Origin of the sequence: Ruminococcus sp. AF17-12 (genome assembly GCF_003479245.1) — a bacterium.
GTDB lineage: Bacteria > Bacillota > Clostridia > Lachnospirales > Lachnospiraceae > Blautia_A > Blautia_A fusiformis.
This window is the reverse complement of record NZ_QUGY01000001.1, coordinates 23,021-45,014: the sequence shown is the minus strand read 5'-3', so window position 1 is coordinate 45,014 and position 21,994 is coordinate 23,021. Positions and strand designations below refer to the sequence as shown.

Annotated in this window: 16 protein-coding genes; 11 read left to right on the top strand and 5 right to left on the bottom strand. The window is 45.6% G+C overall.

Annotation, left to right across the window (positions count from 1 at the left end):
- The first annotated feature begins 68 nt into the window (after window positions 1–68).
- The 7 genes from DWW77_RS00195 to DWW77_RS00165 all read left to right on the top strand — a co-directional run bounded on the left by DWW77_RS00195 (window position 69) and on the right by DWW77_RS00165 (window position 11,194).
- Complete coding sequence (locus DWW77_RS00195; protein WP_330605275.1) at window positions 69–1,241, top strand: class I SAM-dependent methyltransferase; 1,173 nt, start codon at window positions 69–71, stop codon at window positions 1,239–1,241.
- 1 nt (window position 1,242) lies between these two features.
- Window positions 1,243–3,696 carry a hypothetical protein gene (locus tag DWW77_RS00190; RefSeq protein WP_118607832.1) on the top strand — a complete coding sequence of 818 codons (2,454 nt, stop codon included), beginning with the start codon at window positions 1,243–1,245 and terminating at the stop codon, window positions 3,694–3,696.
- A 140-nt stretch (window positions 3,697–3,836) separates the two neighbouring features.
- Complete coding sequence (gene galT, locus DWW77_RS00185) at window positions 3,837–5,327, top strand: UDP-glucose--hexose-1-phosphate uridylyltransferase (RefSeq protein WP_118607956.1); 1,491 nt, start codon at window positions 3,837–3,839, stop codon at window positions 5,325–5,327.
- Window positions 5,328–5,380: 53 nt separating this feature from the next.
- Window positions 5,381–6,859: an InlB B-repeat-containing protein gene (locus DWW77_RS00180; protein WP_182431171.1), complete on the top strand. Its 1,479-nt coding sequence runs from the start codon at window positions 5,381–5,383 to the stop codon at window positions 6,857–6,859.
- Between the two features lie 203 nt (window positions 6,860–7,062).
- A complete protein-coding gene (asnS, locus tag DWW77_RS00175; RefSeq protein WP_015525643.1) occupies window positions 7,063–8,454 on the top strand; it encodes an asparagine--tRNA ligase in 1,392 nt (463 codons plus the stop codon).
- A 104-nt stretch (window positions 8,455–8,558) separates the two neighbouring features.
- The gene (locus DWW77_RS00170; RefSeq protein ID WP_118607830.1) at window positions 8,559–9,620 is read left to right on the top strand and encodes a metallophosphoesterase family protein; all 1,062 of its coding nucleotides are present in this window, start codon (window positions 8,559–8,561) and stop codon (window positions 9,618–9,620) included.
- Between the two features lie 26 nt (window positions 9,621–9,646).
- Complete coding sequence (locus tag DWW77_RS00165; RefSeq protein WP_118607829.1) at window positions 9,647–11,194, top strand: ATP-binding protein; 1,548 nt, start codon at window positions 9,647–9,649, stop codon at window positions 11,192–11,194.
- A 163-nt stretch (window positions 11,195–11,357) separates the two neighbouring features.
- Here DWW77_RS00165 and DWW77_RS00160 read toward each other — a convergent pair whose 3' ends face one another.
- From DWW77_RS00160 to murC, 4 genes are all read right to left on the bottom strand, one after another.
- Window positions 11,358–12,542, bottom strand: a complete 1,185-nt coding sequence (locus DWW77_RS00160; RefSeq protein ID WP_118607828.1) for a ribose-phosphate pyrophosphokinase — start codon at window positions 12,540–12,542, stop codon at window positions 11,358–11,360.
- A 1-nt stretch (window position 12,543) separates the two neighbouring features.
- Window positions 12,544–13,530 (bottom strand): ATP-binding protein, encoded by a 987-nt coding sequence (locus DWW77_RS00155; protein WP_015525647.1) that lies wholly within the window; start codon window positions 13,528–13,530, stop codon window positions 12,544–12,546.
- Window positions 13,531–13,552: 22 nt separating this feature from the next.
- Entirely contained in the window at window positions 13,553–14,650 is a 1,098-nt protein-coding gene (locus tag DWW77_RS00150; protein WP_118607827.1) for a DnaD domain protein, read from the bottom strand.
- Between the two features lie 330 nt (window positions 14,651–14,980).
- Entirely contained in the window at window positions 14,981–16,360 is a 1,380-nt protein-coding gene (gene murC, locus DWW77_RS00145; RefSeq protein ID WP_118607826.1) for a UDP-N-acetylmuramate--L-alanine ligase, read from the bottom strand.
- A gap of 313 nt (window positions 16,361–16,673) precedes the next feature.
- Here murC and DWW77_RS00140 point away from each other — a divergent pair, with 313 nt between their 5' ends.
- The 4 genes from DWW77_RS00140 (at window position 16,674) to DWW77_RS00125 (ending at window position 21,077) form a co-directional block, all read left to right on the top strand.
- The gene (locus DWW77_RS00140; RefSeq protein ID WP_118607825.1) at window positions 16,674–17,951 is read left to right on the top strand and encodes a glucose-1-phosphate adenylyltransferase; all 1,278 of its coding nucleotides are present in this window, start codon (window positions 16,674–16,676) and stop codon (window positions 17,949–17,951) included.
- Window positions 17,948–19,069 (top strand): glucose-1-phosphate adenylyltransferase subunit GlgD, encoded by a 1,122-nt coding sequence (gene glgD, locus DWW77_RS00135; RefSeq protein ID WP_118607824.1) that lies wholly within the window; start codon window positions 17,948–17,950, stop codon window positions 19,067–19,069. The genes DWW77_RS00140 and glgD overlap by 4 nt, the downstream gene beginning before the upstream one ends.
- 57 nt (window positions 19,070–19,126) lie before the next feature.
- On the top strand, window positions 19,127–19,423 hold the full coding sequence (gene spoVG / locus DWW77_RS00130; RefSeq protein ID WP_015525652.1) for a septation regulator SpoVG: 297 nt from the start codon (window positions 19,127–19,129) through the stop codon (window positions 19,421–19,423).
- Window positions 19,424–19,688: 265 nt separating this feature from the next.
- Complete coding sequence (locus tag DWW77_RS00125; RefSeq protein WP_021652858.1) at window positions 19,689–21,077, top strand: PcsB-like coiled-coil domain-containing protein; 1,389 nt, start codon at window positions 19,689–19,691, stop codon at window positions 21,075–21,077.
- Between the two features lie 155 nt (window positions 21,078–21,232).
- Here the strand turns inward: DWW77_RS00125 and pduB are convergent, their stop codons facing one another.
- Window positions 21,233–21,955, bottom strand: a complete 723-nt coding sequence (gene pduB / locus DWW77_RS00120; protein WP_015525654.1) for a microcompartment protein PduB — start codon at window positions 21,953–21,955, stop codon at window positions 21,233–21,235.
- Window positions 21,956–21,994 lie beyond the last annotated feature (39 nt).

The window sequence follows — 21,994 nt, the reverse complement described above, 5'->3', positions numbered from 1 at the left end:
GCGACCAAAACTGGTTCGCACAACATCTGTCCATATACAATAAAACAAAAAGTGAATATAATGGAAGTATGATGAAAACAATAAGGGAATTTTTAGAAGAACAGATTAATGAACAGCTGATACAGGCTGTTGTCAGTGGCCGCAGGACTGGCGAGGGACCTTCCAAGGTGAAGCTTCGTCCTGTGGAGCTGAAGGGTCAGATTTTTTACCAGGCGTCCATGACAGAAGGGACGAAGGTTTATCATAAGAATTTTACCAGGGAAGAGATGATCGCTTATCTGGAGTATGCCATGGAGGAATTTCGTCAGCTTCAGGCAACCGGACGCAGTCAGGATGGAAGTATCCTTATCAGCAAGAAAGGGAAAGCAACCATCAAAACAAAACAACACGGGCCTGCACAGAATGAGAAGATAAAGATCGCTCCTCATAACCGGGTGAAACAGTACATTCTCAGAGAGGGAACGGCAGCTCCGTTCCTGGTGGATCTGGGAGTTATGACAAAGGATGGGAAGATCGTTGCTTCCAGATATGATAAGTTCAGACAGATCAACCGCTTTCTGGAGTTTATCAGGGATATCCTTCCGAAGCTTCCTAAAGACAGAGAAATCACGATTCTGGATTTTGGCTGCGGGAAATCCTATCTTACTTTTGCTATGTATTATTATCTCAGAGAACTGGAAGGTTTTGATGTAAACATCATAGGGCTGGATCTTAAGGAAGATGTGATACGGCATTGCAGTGAATTGGCCAGATCTTATGGTTATGACAAGCTGCATTTTTACCAGGGAGATATTGCAGGGTATGAAGGAGTTTCTTCTGTGGACATGGTGGTGACACTTCATGCCTGCGATACAGCAACAGATTTTGCTTTGGCCAAGGCAGTGGAATGGGGGGCTCAGGTGATCCTGTCTGTCCCGTGCTGTCAGCATGAACTGAACCGTCAGATCCGAAACGAAATGCTTCAGCCTGTTATGCGTTATGGAATCCTGAAGGAAAGAATGGCAGCTCTGATCACAGATGGTCTTCGTGCCGAGCTTCTGGAAAGCAAAGGATATGAAACTCAGCTCCTTGAATTTATCGATATGGAACATACACCAAAAAATATTCTGATCCGCGCAGTAAAAACCGGAAAGAAAAAGAGCAGGGACAGTTTTTCGGATACCATGAAGGCTCTTCATGTGGCTCCTACCCTGGACAGGCTTCTTTATCCGGAAGAGTCAGCCTCACAGAAGGGAGAATGACATGATGAAGATCCTACGTAAGGGAGCGATACTGCTGGTGATCTTTGTGGCAGTAGTAGCCGGGACCTCGTTTCTGATGAACAGCCAGTCTACAGATAACCGCTCCGATATGAACGATGCCACACTTCCGGAGGTTATGGTAAAGATCGGAAGTACCCAGGCAAATAAGATGTATGGATACAGACAGCAGATGCAGACCGATTTCATGAGGGGAAGTATTACTCCGTTGGATACTACCAAAAAAGTGTCTTTTGAGATCAACCCATATGCTGATACAGTAACAGGGCTTGCTTATGAGGTACGGACTTCAGACGGAAGTAAGGTTATGGAGAACCGTAAGATCAAGAATCTCACGAAAGAGGACAACGGCTGTTTAAGTACAGAGATTGAGATCGGCAGTGACCTTCGCATGAACCAGGAGTATTCCATGCAGATTACGCTGGATACCAGTGCGGGGGAAGTTTACTACTACACAAGAGTGGTTTCCAGAACCCAGTTGAATACAGAAGCGTATCTTCAGTTTGTCAGGGATTTTTCCACAAAGTGTCTGGACAAGGAACAGGCAGATACGCTGACCGGATATCTGGAAGCGGAGGATACTTCCGGCGGAACGAATTACAATAATATTTCCATCAATTCCGGACTTTCCAATATCAGCTGGGGATCCCTTTCTCCGAAGCTCTATATGGAAGGAGTTCCGCTGATCGATGATATCAATGAAACGACTGCAAGTATCACGCTGGATTATCAGGTTTCCGCACAGGATGATGAGGGGAAAACCGAAATTTATGATGTTACGGAATTTTATCGTATGCGTTATACAGAAACAAGGATCATGCTGCTGGATTTCAAACGTTCTGCAACGAAGGTATTTGATCCATCTCAGAAGGTAGTTTCTGATGCAGGCCTGCTTCTGGGTGTCCGTGACAAGAATGTCACCTACGCTTCAGACAGCAGTGGAAAGATCGTTGCTTTTGAGCAGGATGGGGATCTCTGGTCTTATGCACCGTCCAGCGGAAAGATCACAAGGATCTTCAGCTTCCGCAAAGAGGAAGATAACGATTCCAGATATGTGCGCAACGAACATGATATCAAGATCATCCGAGTGGCAGATAACGGGGATGTGGACTTTGTATTGTACGGTTACATGAACCGTGGTGTTCACGAGGGATACAGCGGTGTCTGTGTTTATCACTACAATAGCGACCGCAATGTGGTGGAAGAAAAAGTATTCATACCAAGTACAGAATCCTACGAGTTCCTGAAGGAAGATCTTGGAACACTCACTTATGTAAACAAAAACAATCAGCTGTTTCTGCTGTTTGCACAGAAGCTGTATCAGGTAGATATTGAGACAGGAACCTCACAGGTTCTTGAAGAAGGGATCAAACAGAACCATTTTGTTGTGTCAGATACCAAGGCACATGCAGCATGGCTGATCGAATCCGGAGATGATTCAGGGAAGATCCGGGAAATTGAATTTGATTCTCTGAAAACAAGAGATATTTCGCCGGAAAGCGGAAAAAATCTGAGAGTTCTGGGATTTATGAATGAAGATCTGGTATATGGGATCCTTTCCGATGAGGACATTCTTACTGATGCCAACGGACATGAAACAGAGGGAATCAGCACATTCCGCATTGAAAGCTTTAAAGGAAAAGTGAAAAAAGAGTATCGTCAGGACGGCCTTTATATCACCAACGTAACGGTTGGCAGTACCATGATGGAGTTTGAACTTTCTGCAAAATCGGGGAATGCTTATACAGTCCAGAAAAAGGATAATATCATGAATAACAAAAAAGCATCCGGAAGCCAGATAGATGTAGCATTGATCACTACAAACCGTGCAGGAACGCTGATCCGCCTGACCATGACTCAGAAACCGGAGACAGACAGTCCGTTGCTTGTTTGTTCCAAGATCGAGAGTACTGAAGACTCATCGGTAACATTGGATACCACAGTTCCGCAGGGAGAACTTTATTATGTTTATGCATATGGTTCTCTTGACCGTATCTATACCGATCCGGCTGCAGCTGTGAAACGCGCGGATGCGCAGACTGGAGTGGTACTTAACCGTGCGCAGCAGTATGTCTGGGAACGTGGAAACAAAAAAACAAAGCTCCAGATGAATATAGAGGATGTACCGGAAAGTATACGTACAGCCAATTGGAAGAAAAAAGAACTTCAGGATAGCCTTGGTGATATGGGAACGGTGATCGATCTGACCGGCTGCACTCTTGACAATGTTCTTTATGAGGTCAGTGCCCAGAGACCGGTGATCGCCAAGACAGGAGAAAATTCCAGTGTGGTGATCGTAGGCTATGATGAATATAATACCTATCTTTATGATCCGGCAACAGGGCAGATCAGCCCGTATGGAATGAATGACAGTACAGCGCTGTTTGAGAGTGCCGGAAATGTATTTCTCACCTATATAGAAAACGTCATAGAGTGATGCCTACAGAGCAGGCCGGATGAAGGCTATGGAGTTACAGTAGGATGGCAAGACGGGAGTTCCCGTTTGGCATAAATCGGAAAACAGGAAAAACAGCTCCTGTTTTCTGGGAAAAGCGCGACAGGAAAGGGGAAAAAGCAATGTTAAGTGAAAGTATTAAAAAATTGGTACAGTATGGGGTAGAGAGTGGTATTACTCCGGAATGCGAAAGAATTTATGCAACAAATCTTCTTCTGGATGCCTTTGGGGAAAGCGAATATACAGAACCGGAGACAGAGTATGCTAAAATTGACCTTGAGGAGACTTTGAACGAACTTCTTGATGAGGCTGTAAAGAGGGGCATCATCGAGGACAGTATTGTGTACAGAGATCTCTTTGATACAAAACTGATGAACTGTCTGATGCCGCGTCCTGCCCAGGTGCAGAGAGAATTCTGGGATGCTTATAAAGAAAATCCGGAAAAAGCCACAGATTATTTTTATAAGCTGAGTCAGGACAGTAACTATATCAGACGTTATCGCGTAAAAAAAGATCAGAAATGGACAGTAGACAGCGAATATGGTAAGATCGATATCACGATCAACCTGTCCAAGCCGGAAAAAGATCCAAAGGCTATCGCAGCTGCCAAGCTGGTAAAATCCAGCAGCTATCCAAAATGTCTGCTTTGTCCGGAAAATGAAGGCTATGCAGGAAGAGTCAATCATCCGGCAAGGGAGAACCACAGGATCATCCCGATCACCATCAATGACAGTCCATGGGGCTTCCAGTACTCTCCATATGTTTACTACAATGAACATTGTATCGTATTTAACAGTCAGCATACTCCGATGAAGATCGAGAGAAATACATTTATCAAGCTGTTTGATTTTGTAAAGCTGTTCCCACATTATTTCCTTGGCTCCAATGCGGATCTTCCAATCGTAGGAGGTTCTATCCTTAGCCACGATCATTTCCAGGGCGGGCATTATACATTTGCCATGGCGAAGGCAGAGATTGAAAAGCATGTGACGATCCCGGGATACGAAGATGTGGAAGCCGGCATTGTAAAATGGCCTCTTTCCGTACTGCGTATCCGCAGCAAAGACGAGACGAGACTGATCGATCTGGCAACACATGTACTGGCAGGCTGGAGAGGATATACGGATGAGGCTGCATTTATCTTTGCAGAAACAGACGGAGAGCCGCATAACACCATCACACCGATCGCACGTAAAGTGGGAGATACCTTTGAACTGGATCTGACATTACGTAACAATATCACAACAGAGGAGCATCCGCTGGGGGTTTATCATCCGCATGCATGCTATCATCATATCAAGAAAGAGAATATCGGTCTTATCGAAGTTATGGGACTCGCTGTTCTTCCGGCCCGTCTGAAAGAAGAGCTGGAGCTTCTTGAAGAATACATTTTAAGCGGCAGGGATATCGCTTCCAATGAGAAAATTGAGAAACATGCTGCATGGGTTGCAGAATTTCTGCCAAAATATGAGAAACTTGATAAAGATAATATCCAGGAAGTCCTTCGCAGGGAAGTGGGCAATGTATTTGTTCATGTACTGGAGGATGCCGGTGTTTATAAATGCACACCAGAGGGCAGGGATGCATTTATGAGATTTATCAATACTCTGTAAAAAGTACGGAGGCACCCGGGGATGGATATGTATTTCAGGAGGAGTTTGTTTATATGAAAAACAGGGAAAAAACCGGTAAGGTCCTTCGCATAAAATGGCTTTTGCTGGCACTTGTGGCAGCTGCACTGATCTTTGTGCCGGCTGCATCGCATAAGGTGTCGGCGGCGAAGCTTGTTTATACCGTTAAGTTCAATAATAATTCAGGTACCAGCAAAAGTAAGACGTATACTGCACTGACACGGAATGTGACATTAAATACCACGATCCGGCTTCCGGCAGTACCCAAGGCTGTGGGATATCAGAATCTCGGATGGACCACACGGAAGAGGAGCAGCAAGGTAGTATATAAAGCAGGTGCCCGCGTAAAGGTCAGAAAAGATATGACTCTGTATGCGGTCCGCAGAAAGAGCAGATACTATACCGTAAACTTCTATCTTGGAAATGGAAGTACCAATTCCGCATATAAGAAGCTGCAGAAAAAAGTAGAAGAGGGTACATATTACACATTGCCTGCAGTTCCATCCAGATCGGGATATGTAAATCTTGGCTGGTCAACAGCAAAGAACGGCAAGGCATCTACTGCAAAAAAAGTAGGAACGAAGATTAAAATCTCCGGTAATATCAGATACTATTCCGTACAGATGCAGTCAGTAAAAGTAAATCTCCGCAAGGCAAACGGAACCGTATGGAAGACAGTAACACTTGGAAAGGGCGGTTACCTTAAGCTTCCATCTGTATCCAATGCGACAGGTTATACGTTTATGGGCTGGTCTAAGACCAGACGGACCGGTTCTTCCACAGATCCGGATTATGAAGCCGGCGAACTTCTGCGGATCAACAAAAACACCAATCTGTATGCGACAGTATTTAACCGTGCACTGGAGAAGGATATCAGCTCCGATGAGATGGCTCATCCGGCTATCGGTATGATGTACAGTAAGGTTATTTTTGTGGGAGATTCCCGTACTGCAGGAATACAGGCGACACTGAACAAACAGATGAGCAGTTCTGTAACAAATGGGGTTTCTTTTGTTGCAAACCCAGGAAAGGGCTTGAGCTGGTTCCGAGATACAGGATATGCACAGCTTATAGAAGAGATCGACAAAACAGAAGGTTCCAAACCGATCGCCGTTATCTTTAATCTGGGTGTCAATGACCTGGGAAATGCAGGCAATTATGTCAGCTATATGACCAGTATCGCATCCACATTGAAAAGTAAGAACTGTAAGCTCTTTTACATGTCTGTAAACCCGATCAACAGTATTATGATCACAAAAGCAGGAAGAGGCGCCCGTACAGAGGCACAGGTAAGAGAATTCAACAGCAAGATCCGTTCCGGCCTTTCTTTGTATTACAAGTATATTGATATGTACAGCGTACTTATGAAAAAAGGCTACGGGACCAATGCCCGCTATGATGGTGTGGATGACGGCGATGACGGACTTCACTACACAACAAAGACATTCAAGAGGATCTATTATTACTGCATTACTTATCTCAACACAGGAAGTATCAACGCATCTTATTATTAATGGTATTACAGACAGAAAAATCCCGTCTGCCGGAGACATTCCGCCAGGCGGGATTTTTCTGTTCGGTGGTCCGCTATTTTTCTGTCCGGCAAGGCAATTACTCCTTGCACGAACCATGAGAATAGTCTATACTTAATTCGATACGGACGTTTGGAGGTCCGCAGGGACGTGTGATCCTGAATATGAGGAATGAGGTATAGATTATGAAACTGACAACAGTGAAAGAGATTTACAGAAACCGTGAACAGTATCTTGACAAAGAGATCACTGTAGGTGGATGGGTACGAAGTGTTCGTGATTCCAAGGCGTTTGGATTCATCGTACTTCATGATGGAAGCTTTTTTGAAACTCTTCAGATCGTATATCACGATAACATGGAGAATTTCGCAGAGGTTTCCAAGCTGAATGTTGGAGCGGCCATCATTGTCAAGGGAACACTGGTAGCTACCCCTCAGGCGAAGCAGCCATTTGAGATCCAGGCAACAGAGATATCTGTAGAGGGGGCTTCCGCACCGGATTATCCACTTCAGAAAAAGAGACACAGTCTTGAATACTTAAGGACCATGACACATTTAAGACCGAGAACAAATACTTTCCAGGCTGTATTCCGTGTACGTTCTCTTTGTGCATATGCGATCCATAAATTTTTCCAGGAGAGAGGCTTTGTCTATGTGCATACACCGCTGATCACGGGAAGTGACTGTGAAGGTGCAGGAGAGATGTTCCAGGTAACAACACTGGATCCGAAGAATATTCCGCTGACAGAGGATGGAAGTGTTGATTATTCACAGGATTTCTTCGGAAAGGAGACAAACCTTACCGTGAGCGGACAGCTGAACGGAGAGACTTATGCACAGGCATTCCGCAACATCTACACATTCGGACCGACCTTCCGTGCTGAGAATTCCAACACTACCCGTCATGCAGCTGAGTTCTGGATGATCGAGCCTGAGTGTGCGTTTGCAGACCTTCAGGACGCTATGGAGCTTGCAGAGGCTATGCTGAAATACGTGATCCGTTATGTCTTTGAGAATGCACCGGAGGAAATGAACTTCTTCAATTCCTTCATTGACAAGGGGCTTCTTGACAGACTGAACCATGTGCTTAATTCTGAATTTGCACATGTGACTTATACAGAGGCTGTTGAGATCCTTGAGAAGAACAATGACAAATTTGATTACAAGGTATTCTGGGGATGTGATCTTCAGACAGAGCATGAGCGCTATCTGACAGAGCAGGTCTACAAGAGACCGGTATTTGTTACAGATTATCCGAAGGAGATCAAGGCATTCTACATGAAACTCAACGAGGATGGAAAGACAGTTGCGGCTATGGACTGTCTGGTGCCGGGAATCGGAGAGATCATCGGAGGAAGCCAGAGAGAGGATGACTACGACAAGCTGAAAACACGTATGGATGAGCTGGGTCTGAAACCGGAGGATTACGATTTCTATCTGGATCTTCGTAAATATGGTTCCACACGTCATTCCGGCTTTGGCCTTGGATTTGAGAGATGTGTCATGTACCTTACAGGTATGGGCAACATCCGTGACGTGATCCCATTCCCGAGAACTGTAAAGAACTGCGATCTTTGATCAGAACACTTTTGCACAGCAGGACGTTCTGTGCTCCTGAGATCAGCAGAGAGAAATTGGCAACAGGTATTGATATGTGTGACTGACACACAAGGGAGAACATTATGAGATTTATTCATCTTGCAGACGTGCATCTGGGCGCGGTTCCCGACAGGGGCTGCCCGTGGAGCAAAGAGCGGGAGGAAGAAATCTGGAGCACTTTCCGCCGGGTTATTGCGGGCATCCGCGAAGATCCGGTGGATTTGCTATTTATATCCGGAGATCTGTTCCACCGCCAGCCTCTTATGAGAGAGCTTAAGGAAGTAAATTATCTGTTTTCCACCATCCCGGATACCAGAGTGTATCTGATGGCAGGAAATCATGATTTTATAAGCAGAGATTCTTTTTATAATACGTTTGAGTGGAATTCCAATGTTATATTTTTCAGGAGCCGGGAACTGACCTGCGTTAAAGATCCCAGGCTTGATGTCTATGTATATGGACTGAGTTACTATGACCGGGAAATAAAAGACGGACTTTATGATCAGGCTGCCCCTGTCCAGAAAGAAGGAATCCATATTCTGCTGGCCCATGGCGGCGATGAGAAGCATATTCCTCTCAGTGCAGCAGCTCTGGCGGCGTCAGGCTTCGATTATGTGGCGTTAGGGCATATCCATAAGCCGCAGATCCTGATCCGTGACCAGGCGGCCTTTTCCGGGGCTCTGGAGCCCATTGACAGGAATGACACAGGGGAACATGGATATATGGAGGGACGACTGATCAACGGAAGGATCCGTACAGAGTTCGTTCCCTTTGCCTGCCGTTCCTATCAGCAGCTGGTAATGACACTTCACGAGGAAACCACACAGATATCTCTGGAAGAAGCAATAAAATCCCAGATTTTCCGCAGAGGAGGAAGAAATATCTACAGGATCATTCTTCAGGGAATGCGTTCGCCGGATATTCTTCTGATTCCTGAGAAACTGAAAAGTCTCGGAAATGTTACCGATGTTGTGGATGAATCCTGGCCGGCGTATGATCTTGGTGAGCTCTACAAACGCTACAGCGGTACTCTGATCGGTGATTATATCGGCTATTTTCTGGCCAAAAAGGGTATGGATACCGTGGAAAAAAAGGCGCTGTATTATGGGCTTCAGGCATTGCTTGAGACAGGTAGCCGGCGATAAGGGGCATCACAGGAGGATAGCATAAGATGGTTATCAGACGTTTAAAAATAAAAAATTTCGGGAAGATCCGGGACAAGGATATGGAGCTTTCACCTGGGATTAACGTACTTTACGGTGAAAATGAGAGTGGAAAAACTACCACACATACATTTATCCGCTCCATGTTTTACGGCGTTCGCAGACTGCGGGGAAAGGCTGCTCTGAACGATACATATACAAAATATGAACCATGGGAAAATCCGGCAGAATATGGTGGGATTATGTGGTTTACAAGCAAGGGGAAGAAGTATCGTCTTACCAGGAATTTTTATAAAGAAAAGAAGCTGGGAGAGCTTCTCTGTGAAGATGATGGCAGCCTTGTAGATGCGGAACAGGGAGCTCTTGGGACTATTCTCGGAAATGTAAGTGAGGCAGTTTATGATAATACGGTGTCTGTGGCACAGCTGAAAAGCGTTACAGGAAAAGATCTCGTACGTGAACTGCAGAATTACATGGCCAGCTACCAGGGAACCGGTGACAGTTCCATTGACATGGGACGAGCCATGCAGATGCTGAAAATGTCCAGAAAAGGATATCTGACAGAAGCGGCCCGGCGAAAAAAGGAGCTGGAAAAGGAAAAAGAAAAGATTTCCGCAAATATGGAATATATCCGCAGAGAAATCCGTGAACTGGATGAGAAGCGTGAGCGGATCATGCAGCAGCAGGATGGGATGAACATAGGTACCAGAGAACGGAGTACTGAGGATCTTCTTGAGCTTCGGATCGATCGTGTAAAAAGAAGGCGGGAGCTGACAGATGCAGTTCTGACAGTTGTGCTGCTTGGCGGGATTGCCGGTACCGGCTGCCTGGCAGCTTTTTCCGGGCAGGTCATTTTCAGTGTTCTGGCAGGCGTGGCAACTGCGGCGATTTCTGTAGCGGCATTGTTTTTTCGTATACGGCTCAGCAGGGAGCTGAATAAGAGAGAACGTCAGAGAGAGCGCTGGCTTTCCAGACATGAGGAGCTGACCTGGAACCGGAACAGTCTGGACAGTGACTACGAAGAGAAGCATACAGCGCTGGAGAACCTGCAGGCAGAGTTGACGGAATGTGAAGAAAACACAGAAGTGATCACTCCGGAGGAAACAGAAATCCAGGCGCTGAATATGGCTATGGAGACTATTGAGGCACTTTCCGGAAACATTACAGATCAGGTAGGGATCCGTCTGAAAAAACGTACATCTGAGATATTAAGTGAGATCACCGGTGGCAGATATCAGGAGGTTCTGATGGATGAGGCACTGCATATGTCTGTGAACACAGGGGAGCGTATCGTATCCATTGAGAGACTGAGTCGCGGGACACTGGAGCAGATTTATTTTGCCCTTCGTATGGCAGCAGGAGAGCTTTTCTGCAAAGAGGAACCGTTCCCTGTGATCCTTGATGATGTATTTGGCATGTATGATGAAGAACGTCTTGCAGCGGCTCTCAGATGGCTGCATAAAGAAAACAGACAGGTGATCATAAGTACCTGCCATAAAAGAGAAATGGAGATCCTGGATAAAGAGAGGATTCCCTATCAGAAGCTTCCTATGTGAGCTTTTGCAGGAATATTTCAGCATAAAGATCAAAAGCAAAGCAGACAGCAGATGCGGATCATGGATATCCGTCTGTTACAGAAATATAAAGCGGCTGCGCTTTCTGAGAGACTGTTATATCGTTCTCAGAAGGTGCAGCCGCTTTGCGTGCATTATGATTTATTTATTTCTCATGCTGGCTCATGTAATTTGTTACGCAGCGTTTGATTCTGTCTACCGGATTCAGAAGGTGGCTGACAGAGTTATCATGGTTCAGCGTATCAATGATCAGAGCAATATATTTGCTCATATCGCAGCTGATGTAGTATGGCTTCTCAAGAAGCTCCGGTGACTGATAAACCAGGTTAGTAGTAAGAAGCTTGTCGAAGTAGCCCTTCTTGTAAGCATCGTCAAATTTATCAAGACCATCGGTAAAGAATCCGAAGGTAGAGCAGATGTAAACTCTGCCTGCTCCTTTCTCTTTCAGGAGAGACGCGATCTTAATGATCGTATCACCGGAGGAGATCATATCATCGATCAGGATCATATCCTTGCCCTCGATCTTTGGTCCGAGGAATTCGTATGCTGCGATCGGGTGACGGCCGTTTACATATCTTGAGTAATCCAGACGTTTATAGTACATACCCATATCAACACCGAGGACATTGGCGAGATAGATCGCACGGTTCATGCTTCCTTCGTCCGGGCTGATCGTCATGAAATGATCCTTATCGATATGGAGTCCCTTTTCATTATTAAGAAGAGCCTTGATGAACTGGTAGGATGGCTGTACAGTCTCAAAACCATGAAGAGGAGTCGCATTCTGTACACGGGAATCATGTGCATCAAAGGTGATGATATTTTCAACACCCATATCGATCAGCTCATGAAGTGCATTGGCACAGTCAAGAGACTCTCTTCCGACACGTTTGTCCTGGCGGCTCTCATAGAGATATGGCATGATCACGTTGACTCTGCGGGCTTTTCCGCCTACAGCGGCGATAACACGCTTCATATCCTGGAAGTGATCATCCGGGGACATAAGATTCGTGTAAGGTCCGATCGGATAGGATAAGCTGTAATTTGTCACATCTACCATTACGTAGATATCATCACCGCGGACAGATTCGTTGATGGTACATTTACCCTCACCGGAGCCGAAACGTGGAGTCTTGGCTTCAATAATGTAAGAATCGCGCTTGTATCCCTCGAATGCAAAGGAGTCCATTCCAGGATACTGTCTTTCGGCACGCCATTTGACCAGCCAGTCATTCACCTTCGCGCCTAATGAGCTGCAGCTCTGAAGGGGAATCAGTCCAAGTCTTCCTACCGGGAGTGTGGAAAAATCTTTTGTATTTACCTGTGCCATTTTAATTTCCTCCTAAAAATATTTTCTGTATACGGATGTCCTTCCCGATCAACGATATCATCTGATAGTTGCTGGCAATTCGGGAAAATGTTCTCTCGGAATAGGTATCCGAGAAATTTTTGAGCGTCAGATTCGTGGAAATGATCGTGGATTTCCTGCGCATGATCCGCTCATTGAGACAGAGAAAAAGCTGTGAAGATACGAAACTGTTGGTAAGCTCCGTTCCCAGGTCATCAATGATCAGAAGATCACAATCATAGATCAGTTCCTCGTCTGTGCCGGTATCTTTTCGGGAAAAAGAATTCGCAGCCATCATATCAAAAAGATCGTAGGCTGAAAAGTACAGAACACAGTGGGTGGATCTGAGAAGCTCCCGTGCGATGCAGTGTGAAAGAAAGGTTTTTCCCACACCGGTATCACCATATAAAAACAGGTTTTCAAATTTATGGTCGAAGTTCTGCACAAAGCGTTGTGCAGTATCATAGGCCCGTCTGGCTGTTTCCAGGGCAGACAGTCCCGTGGCTTCGTTTTTTATTGTAGCAGAATAATAGTCAAATGAAAAGCTGTCAAAATTCTCTTTTTCGAGAATTTCATTCAGATTGGACTGTGCATAAAGCAGCTCGATCTCAGCTTTTTTAAAACAGGTGCATTTCCGGCTGCCGATATAGCCGGTATCCTGGCAGTCAGGGCAGGTGTAAGGCATCTCCAGATAGTCTCCGGGAAAGCCGTTTGCAACAAGAAGGGTGATCCGTTCATCGGAAAGCTCCTGAATGGCTGCCTTCAGATCTGAAGTTCCCTTTTCTTCGCCGTTTAAAAGACGTCGGACTTTGTCGGCACTTAAAGTTGCCACCTCGTCATCGATCTCTTTCAGACGGGGAATCTTTCCGTAGGCTTCGGCTGTGTGTTCCTCCAGAATGCGGTGATTCTGTGCCTGCCGGCGGCTGTATTCTCTCATTATAGTATCATATTGAAAATTCTGTAAAGGCATAAAGCGCTCCTTCCAGTTTCTGTTACTGATTATTTAAAAGACGTTTCTCATATTCCGCAAAATCATAATCACGCTGGTGGAAATTATTGAAGCGGTTGCTATTCTGAGGCTGGGTCTGGGGTTGCTTCTTCCTGGAAACAGATTTCTCAAGCTGGCGTTTTTTGTGTGCGGCATCCAGAAGCCGGATATCCTCCAGCGTATGTACGTTTTTCTTTTTCCAGCCGGAGAGGATCTTATCCGCATACTGGAAACTGGGCTGTCCGGTGGAAAGGACAGTACGGCTGCAGGCTTCCTGGATCAGCTCCAGATCAAAACCGTAGGTCTTGCGCCAGGTATCAATGTAAGTGATCTCGTTATCAACAGGGTTGCGGCCGCTGATCCCCATAGCCTTCAGGATCGTGTAATAATCCTTGGAAAAACGGGAGCTGGCATCCCGTGCCATCTCGACGGTGGTGATGCCGTCTTTTGCCCAGGCGAGTGCAACTGTTTCAATATAACGCATACTCTTGCGGCCTCTGGAAACACAGTATTCCACCAGATATTCGATGAGATCCGCAGACATATGGAGCTCATCATAGAAAAAAAGGATCTTCTGCATTTCTGTAGGCGTCAGTGTTTTGGTCAGATACTGCTCTGTGATATAGAGAAGCTGACTGATCTCTTCGTTTTGCTTAAGTTCTCTGATCCGGTCAGGAGTGAGACTGAGAATGTAATCAGCGGAGCTCGGGACTCCCGGATCCGTGTTTCCGGAAGCGGAAGCAGAATTGCCGGAACCGGTGAAAGTATCCATGGAAGCGCTGCTCTCTCTATGACCGGTATCAGCAAAAGGTTCCAGCAAAGTGATCCCGGAAAGCTTCTGCTCTGCAGTATAGGCTAATGCGATCAGTTTCTCACCTTCCCAGTATTTCAGTGCACGGGAAATATCTCTTTCCGTGCAGAAAAGGCTGTCTGCCATATGCTCCAGGCTGAAAGAAGAAGGAGTGGCAGATACCATCCGGAGAAGGTAGATATATACCTTTACGAACTCCCCGTTGGCACGAGGCATGAAATTGTCAATAAAGCGATTGGAAAGAATCGTTACCCCCAGTTCAGAGGAATTCTGAAGTGAAATCAGGCTCATGATCAGCAGCTCCCTTTCTAAAATACGGCAGATATTTCAGGCGATATCCCAAAGTCCGCCATGCTAAAAAGGATTATAGCACAACCGCTTTTACTTGAGAATAGTCTATTTTCACAGAAGTTGTGCACCAATTTCCATGTGGAAAATGTGGATAGTGTGGAAAACTTTGAGGATAACATTATCAGCAACTAATAAAAACCTTAATTTTGTAAGAAAAATGCGGTATTTGTTGGATTTGGCTGTTGAATTATGTCAAGTAGGTTATACACAAAAAAATCCACATGCCAGGCACGTCTGAAATGTGCATAAGCATGTGGATAATGTGGATAATTATTTTCCGAGAAGGTGTTCTCCAATGTTTACAACGTCTCCGGCGCCCATAGTTATCAACAGATCACCATGTGCACAACTTTTTAAGAGGAAGCTCTCGATCTCATCAAAAGTCGGGAAATATTCGCAGGGGGTTCCAAGTTCCTGGATCTGTTTCTGGAGATCCTGGGAAGAAATACCAAGATTGTCTGTTTCTCGTGCGGCATAAATATCAGCCAGTACAACATGATCGGCCAGAGTCAGTGCTTTTGCAAATTCAGGAAGAAGAGCTTTGGTACGTGTGTAGGTATGAGGCTGGAATACACACCATACCTTCTGATGCGGATAATTCTTTGCAGCATGAAGGGTTGCCTCGATCTCGGTTGGATGATGAGCGTAATCATCAATGATGGTGACACCGCCGATCTCGCCTTTATACTGGAAACGACGGTCTGTACCGGTAAAGCTTCCGAGACCTTTGACGATCACATCATCCGGAAGGTCCAGAAGGCGTCCTATGGCAATAGCAGCCAGCGCATTGGATACATTGTGGATGCCCGGTACACGAAGGTAATAGCTGCCGATCTTTTTGCCCCGGAAGAGAACGGAGAAGGAAGGATGTCCGTATTTATCCCAGGTAATGTCTGCTGCGGTGTAATCGGCATCGTGCTCCAGACCATAGGTAAGAACATTGCATGGAAGCTCCCGGGTGATCGTCTCATACTTCGGTGTGTCGGCGTTGATGATTAGAGTACCGTCAGCAGGGAGAAGCTCTGCAAATTTCCGGAAGGAATGGCGGATGTCATCGATGTCCTTGAAGAAATCCAGATGATCGGCATCCATGTTCAGGATCACACTGATCTTAGGGAAGAAGCTTAAAAAGCTGTTGGTGTATTCGCATGCCTCTGTGATAAAGGTCTCAGAATTTCCAACGCGGATATTTCCGTGGATAGCAGGAAGGATTCCGCCAACACTGATGGTAGGATCACAGTCGCCCTCAAGAAGGATATGAGAAACCATGGAAGTAGTAGTGGTTTTTCCGTGGGTTCCGGAAATTGCGATCGGTGTATCGTAGTTCCGCATGATCTGTCCCAGAAGCTCTGCACGGGTGAGCATTGGAAGCCCTTTTTCTTTCACACAGGCAAATTCCGGGTTGTCCGGGTGGATCGCTGCTGTATAGACAACCACATCTACATCATCCTTGATGTTGGAAGCACGCTGTCCGTAATAGATCACAGCGCCACGTTCTTCCAGTGTGCGGGTCAGCGGGCTGGATTTGGCATCGGAACCGGAAATCCGGAAATTTTCTTCCAGAAGGATCTCGGCAAGGCCGCTCATGCTGATGCCTCCGATTCCGATGAAATGAATATGGAGCGGTTTATGAAAGTCTATCTGATACATAATAATCTCCTTATATATATGTTATTTTCGTAGCTCTTTTGTCTGTTTTATTATAACGCCAACAGAAACAATTGAAAAGTGGTTCTTTTGGCTAAAAAAGCGGTTTTTTCCGGAATATAAAAGTAACCAGAAAATAACATCGAAAAATGTTGAAAATTACCAGAGGAATGAAAAAAATGATGAGTCTTACCAATTTATAATATACAATAGCGATAAAAAAAGTAAAATACAGCTAAAATAATTGTAAAAAATGTTCACTAACACAGTAAAGTATGCTATAATGGAATAATCATAACATACAAGAGGTGATCGCATGATTAAGAAAGAGATGATTGCCATGCTCTTGGCCGGTGGGCAAGGCAGCAGGTTAGGAGTTTTGACAGAAAAGGTTGCAAAGCCGGCAGTCGCTTTTGGTGGTAAATATCGTATCATCGATTTTCCACTGAGCAATTGTATTAACTCGGGAATTGACACGGTGGGTGTGCTGACACAGTACCAGCCTCTCCGCCTGAATACACATATCGGTATCGGTATTCCGTGGGATCTTGACCGCAATGAAGGCGGTGTCACAGTCCTTCCTCCGTATGAGAAGAGCACAAGCAGTGAATGGTACACAGGAACTGCCAATGCGATCTATCAGAATCTGGCTTATATGGAGCAGTATAACCCGGATTATGTACTGATCCTTTCCGGTGATCATATCTATAAGATGGATTACGAAGTGATGCTGGATTTCCACAAGGCGAACAAGGCAGATATTACAATTGCGTGTATGCCGGTTCCCATTGAGGAAGCCAGCCGTTTTGGTATTATGGTTACTGATGAGAGCAGCCGTATTACTGAGTTTGAGGAGAAACCGGAGCATCCAAGCAGCAATCTTGCATCCATGGGTATCTATATTTTCTCATGGCCGGTTCTTAAGGAAGCACTGATCGCCCTGAAGGATCAGAATGGCTGCGACTTCGGTAAACATATCCTTCCGTACTGTAAAGAGAAAGGACAGCGCCTTTTTGCTTACGAGTACAACGGCTATTGGAAAGATGTAGGAACTCTTGGTTCTTACTGGGAAGCAAATATGGAGCTGATCGATATCATTCCGGAGTTTAATCTTTATGAGGAATTCTGGAGGATATACACCAAGGGAGATGTGATCCCGCCACAGTATATTTCCGCAGATGCAGTTGTGGACAAGTGTATCATCGGTGAGGGAACAGAAATCTATGGTGAAGTACATAATTCAGTGATCGGTCCGAATGTTATCATCGGCAAGGGCAGTGTGATACGTGATTCTATTATCATGAAGAATACAGCAGTTGGTGAGAATGTTGTTATGGATAAAGCTATCGTGGCAGAAGATGTTGTCATCGGAAATAATGTTGTGATCGGATGCGGCGAGGAAGTACCGAATGTTCTGAAACCGGCTGTATATTCCTTTGGACTTGTGGCTATCGGCGAAAACAGCGTGATTCCGGAAAGTGTCAAAATCGGTAAGAATACCGCTATCGCCGGTGTTACAACAAAAGAAGACTACCCTGACGGAGAACTGGCAGCCGGCCAGGTAATTGCAGCAAAGGACGGTGGGAAAGAATGAGAGCGATAGGTATTATTTTGGCAGGCGGTAATAATAACCGCATGAGAGAATTATCAAACAAAAGAGCAATCGCGGCAATGCCTATTGCAGGAAGTTACCGCGCGATCGACTTTGCCCTCAGCAACATGGCAAATTCACATATCCAGAAGGTTGCTGTGCTGACACAGTATAATGCCCGTTCCCTTAACGAGCATTTGAGTTCATCCAAATGGTGGGATTTCGGAAGAAAACAGGGAGGACTTTATGTCTTTACTCCAACCATTACCAGAGACAACAGCTTATGGTATCAGGGTACTGCAGATGCTATCTATCAGAACCTGAGCTTTTTAAAGAACAGTCATGAACCCTATGTGGTGATCGCTTCCGGTGATGGAATCTACAAGCTGGATTACAATAAAGTCCTGGAGTATCATATCGCAAAGCGGGCAGATGTTACCGTTGTATGTACTACATGCAAGGATCAGAGCCAGGTTGAAAGATTTGGTGTTCTCCGCATGAATGAGGACTGTCGGATCGAGGAATTTGAAGAGAAACCGATCGTTTCCTCCTATAATACAGTATCTACTGGTATCTATGTCATCCGAAGAAGGCAGCTGATTGAACTGATCGAGCGTGCTGCCCAGGAAGGAAGGCATGATTTTGTAAATGATATTCTTATCCGTTACAAAAATCTGAAGAGGATTTACGGATATAAGATCGATAACTACTGGAATAATATCTCTACTGCAGAGGCTTATTATCAGACAAACATGGATTTCCTGAAACCGGAAATCAGGAACTATTTCTTCAAACAGGAGCCGGCGATCAAGACCAAGATCGCAGATGTACCTCCTGCTAAGTACAATCCGGGTGCAACTGTGAAGAACAGTCTGGTATCCAGCGGATGTATCATCAACGGAACCGTGGAGAACTCTGTTCTGTTCCGTGATGTATTTGTAGGAAATAACTGTGTGATCAAAAACTCTGTGATCCTTAATGACGTATATCTTGGAGATAATACGCATATTGAGAATTGCATTGTTGAGAGCCGGGATACCATCCGGGCGAATTCATATTACAGCGGCGAAGAAGGAGAAGTGAAGATCGTCGTAGAGAAAAACGAACGCTACGTATTATAAATGCGGAAGATCAGATTTCCGCAGATACGGTTAGCGAAATGAAAGGGGCAAGTAGCAATGAATATTACAGATGTACGTGTGAGGAAGGTAGCGAAAGAAGGGAAAATGAAGGCCGTTGTGTCTGTCACAATAGATGATGAGTTTGTGGTACATGACATCAAAGTGATCGAAGGCGAGAAGGGGCTGTTCATCGCAATGCCAAGCCGTAAGGCAAGCGACGGTGAATATCGTGACATCGCTCATCCGATCAATTCAGCAACGAGAGAGCAGATCCAGACGATCATCCTGGACAAGTATCAGGAAGTAATGGCTGAGGAAGCTGAGAATGAGGTTCTTATGGAGGCTGCGGAGTAAGAGAAGCAGCTTCAGGGGGGATTACATCAGAGAAGTATTCTCGTAGCTGATGATTTTTGAATTGGAACAGCATAGAATAAAAACTGCCGTTTTACAGATAAATCTGTGAGAGGGCAGTTTTTTCATGCTCCGGAAAACAAAAAAACGCTTTCCAGTTCATAAATATTTAAATTATTACGTATTTGTTACAAAAATAAAATAAAATTATTGCTTTTTATGAAAAATGTGTTATACTAGAATCCATGAAAGGACGAAAGGTGTTTATATGAAGAATAGAAAAGTTTTCACATTACTGCTTACAGGTATGCTGACCCTTTCCATGGGAAGCACCGTATATGCATCAGGTACAGACGCTGCGATCGCAGAGGCACAGGCGGAGAAACAGGCCGCTGAGGAGGGTCTTGCGCAGGTACAGAGCAGCATCGGCACACTGGAGAGCAAGAAGCAGGAGCTGGAGAGCTATCTGGCTGATTTAAACGCACAGTATGAGGATCTTACCAACAGCATTTCTGAGCTTAGTATCCAGGCTGCTGAGAAGGAAGATGAATTAAATAAAGTAAAAAAAGAACTGAAAAAAGCAAAGAAAGCTTCTGCAGATCAGTATGAATCCATGAAGCTTCGAATCGCATATATGTATGAAAATGCCGGAACTTCCGCACTGGAGACACTGCTTTCTTCCGAAAGCCTTGCAGAATTCCTCAATCGCGCGGAGAATGCGATCCAGATTTCTACATACGACAGAGACATGCTGGATAAATATGTGAGTCTTCAGAAGAATATCCAGGAGAATGAGAAAAAGGTTGAGACGGAGTCCGCAGAGATCGATGATCTTATGACGGAGCGTGCAGCCAAACAGCAGGAAGTGCAGTCCATGGCTTCCAGCACAAGCGATGATATTAACTCTTATGTAAACCAGATCAGCGCCAGCCAGGAAGAAGCTCAGCAGCTGATGGCAGATATCAGTAATGCAGACAGCAGTATTACCGCTCTGGTACAGCAGGCAGAGGCGGAGAAGGCTGCAGAAGAGAAAGCTAAGGCTGAAGCGGCAGCAGAGGCTGAGAGACAGGCAGCAGAAGCGGCAGCCCAGGAAGAAGCCGATCAGGATAACGAGGACAGTGAAGAGGCTGATTCTGACGATGATTACGGCTATGATCCGGAGGAGGATACAACCGAGTCTTCCAGCAGTTCTACAAGTACAGACATTGTTGTAGAGGAGGAAGAGGAAGCGGATGATGTACAGTCCGGAAGTTCCGAAGATGTTTCCGAGGACAGCTCCCAGGAGGAGGTTTCTGAGGAGGTTTCCAATGATGAGACAGCTTCCGAGGAGACGGAAGATGCCTCTGCGGATACGTCCGATTCCGGTTCTTCCAGTCAGGGAACATATCTTGGAAACTTTACACTGACCGCATACTGCAACTGTGCACAGTGCTGCGGTACAGCCGGCAATCTTACCGCCAGCGGAACAGTTCCGACAGCAGGACGTACCGTTGCTATGGCAGGTGTTCCGTTTGGGACCAAGCTTCTGATCAACGGCACTGTTTATACGGTAGAGGATCTGGGAACTCCTTACGGACATGTGGATATCTATTGTGGAAGCCATTCTGAGGCATTAAGTTTCGGACTTCAGTCTGCAGATGTATATCAGGTGGGCTGATCCGGAAAAATCCATAGGAGAATATTTAAGAGAAACACAGCGCTGCAGGATCGTATGCTGATCCTTGCAGCGCTGCTTTTGTATGCATGACGCAGATATGTGTTTCGTGAAGTGTAGTGTGTGGAAATTCACAAATTTCCTGCAATCCGGAGATTTTACAGATACGGCGTACCCGGGATCTCCGGATAGGTTCCCATACCGATGAGAAGCTCAAGGCCTGTCTGACGGCCTTCCAGTACAGCAGCTTTTACAGCACTGGCATCACCGGAGATGGCGATGATCACTTCATTGGAATGACTGGTACCGATATTCGGAGTCATATATTGTGTAATGGATACTGCTGCGGATTTCACGGCATTATCTGCCATCACAAGACCGATAGCAGCCGGAGAACCTGCCATGAAACCAAATGCTTCACCCAGAGGTGTGCCGAAGGCTTTATGGATAGCAGGACCTGCACTTGCGGAAAAAGCAAACTCCAGGTGGCCGGATTCGCTGATGTAGACCTCACCTGCATATTTGTTAGTCAGTTCCAGAGCCAGAGAAATGGCGTGACGCACGTCGGATACATCATTTCCGCCAAGGACGATATAGTTTCCATGACCGCCCCAGCCCTTGGTGTCTCTTGGAAGTTCAATGGAAAGGACTTCTGTATTTGTGGCTTTTACTGCATCGTCAATAGCTGTGATCTGGCCGGCAGCGCCTGTTCGGGAACTGAAAAGCCCCAGACAGTGGTATTGGGTACCTACGTTCATCTTTTTAAGCAGAGAATCATCAACTCCGGAGATCACGAGTCCGATTGTGTCAAGGACTGCGGTCCCTACAAATTCAGTCCGTGTGCAGTTGGTGCTGATGTTATGAATATCGTGTATATCCATGTGGAAAAATCCCCCTTTTTGCTGAAAACTCATTAGTTT

Coding starts and splice junctions, on each gene's coding strand:
- galT (WP_118607956.1), top strand. CDS start 3,837: ATGTTAAGTGAAAGTATTAAAAAATTGGTACAGTATGGGGTAGAGAGT.
- DWW77_RS00150 (WP_118607827.1), bottom strand. CDS start 14,650: ATGAGCCTGATTTCACTTCAGAATTCCTCTGAACTGGGGGTAACGATT.
- DWW77_RS00170 (WP_118607830.1), top strand. CDS start 8,559: ATGAGATTTATTCATCTTGCAGACGTGCATCTGGGCGCGGTTCCCGAC.
- DWW77_RS00180 (WP_182431171.1), top strand. CDS start 5,381: ATGAAAAACAGGGAAAAAACCGGTAAGGTCCTTCGCATAAAATGGCTT.
- DWW77_RS00165 (WP_118607829.1), top strand. CDS start 9,647: ATGGTTATCAGACGTTTAAAAATAAAAAATTTCGGGAAGATCCGGGAC.
- DWW77_RS00160 (WP_118607828.1), bottom strand. CDS start 12,542: ATGGCACAGGTAAATACAAAAGATTTTTCCACACTCCCGGTAGGAAGA.
- DWW77_RS00155 (WP_015525647.1), bottom strand. CDS start 13,530: ATGCCTTTACAGAATTTTCAATATGATACTATAATGAGAGAATACAGC.
- DWW77_RS00125 (WP_021652858.1), top strand. CDS start 19,689: ATGAAGAATAGAAAAGTTTTCACATTACTGCTTACAGGTATGCTGACC.
- glgD (WP_118607824.1), top strand. CDS start 17,948: ATGAGAGCGATAGGTATTATTTTGGCAGGCGGTAATAATAACCGCATG.
- DWW77_RS00195 (WP_330605275.1), top strand. CDS start 69: ATGATGAAAACAATAAGGGAATTTTTAGAAGAACAGATTAATGAACAG.
- DWW77_RS00190 (WP_118607832.1), top strand. CDS start 1,243: ATGATGAAGATCCTACGTAAGGGAGCGATACTGCTGGTGATCTTTGTG.
- pduB (WP_015525654.1), bottom strand. CDS start 21,955: ATGGATATACACGATATTCATAACATCAGCACCAACTGCACACGGACT.
- murC (WP_118607826.1), bottom strand. CDS start 16,360: ATGTATCAGATAGACTTTCATAAACCGCTCCATATTCATTTCATCGGA.
- asnS (WP_015525643.1), top strand. CDS start 7,063: ATGAAACTGACAACAGTGAAAGAGATTTACAGAAACCGTGAACAGTAT.
- DWW77_RS00140 (WP_118607825.1), top strand. CDS start 16,674: ATGATTAAGAAAGAGATGATTGCCATGCTCTTGGCCGGTGGGCAAGGC.
- spoVG (WP_015525652.1), top strand. CDS start 19,127: ATGAATATTACAGATGTACGTGTGAGGAAGGTAGCGAAAGAAGGGAAA.